Origin of the sequence: Streptomyces sp. NRRL S-495 (assembly GCF_000966955.1) — a bacterium.
Lineage (GTDB): Bacteria > Actinomycetota > Actinomycetes > Streptomycetales > Streptomycetaceae > Kitasatospora > Kitasatospora purpeofusca.
The window spans coordinates 1-467 of sequence record NZ_JZWY01000395.1 but is presented as its reverse complement, the minus strand read 5'-3'; the positions used below and the strand labels follow the sequence as shown (position 1 = coordinate 467).

Here is a 467-nt window from a genome sequence, read left to right as displayed (position 1 = left end):
CGACTACGTCGTCACCCAGGCGGACGGTGCGGTGGGCGTGTTCCGCAACACCGGTGTCGGTGGTTGGAGCGACCTCGGCAAGGTCGCCGGTGGTGTCACCACCGACCGCAGCCGCGTCAAGTGGGCCGACATCGACGGCGACGGGCGCGCCGACTACAACATCGTCAACCCCGGCGGCTCGATCACCAGCTACGTCAACCACGGCGGCGACACCGGTGGTGGCTGGACGCTGCGGGCGCAGATCACCACGGGTCTGACCGGCGACCAGAACGCGGTGTCGCTGGCGGACATCAACGCCGACGGCCGTGCCGACTACCTCGTCACCACCGGCCCCACCACCGCCTTCCTCAACAACGGCGGCGACGACCGCAACAACCCCGGCTGGATCGACTACGGCCAGATCGCCGCCGGCGCCTGAACCCCGCACCCGCACCACCGACCGGCACCACGAACCCCAGCCACGAACC

The 467-nt window shown here is 70.2% G+C and carries 1 protein-coding gene; it reads left to right on the top strand.

All coding sequences use genetic code 11. The annotated features are described in order from the left end of the window. Positions 1–418, top strand: a 418-nt coding sequence (locus tag VR45_RS21040) for a VCBS repeat-containing protein (RefSeq protein WP_045941345.1), incomplete at its 5' end; no start/stop codon positions are given. Between the last annotated feature and the right edge of the window lie 49 nt (positions 419–467).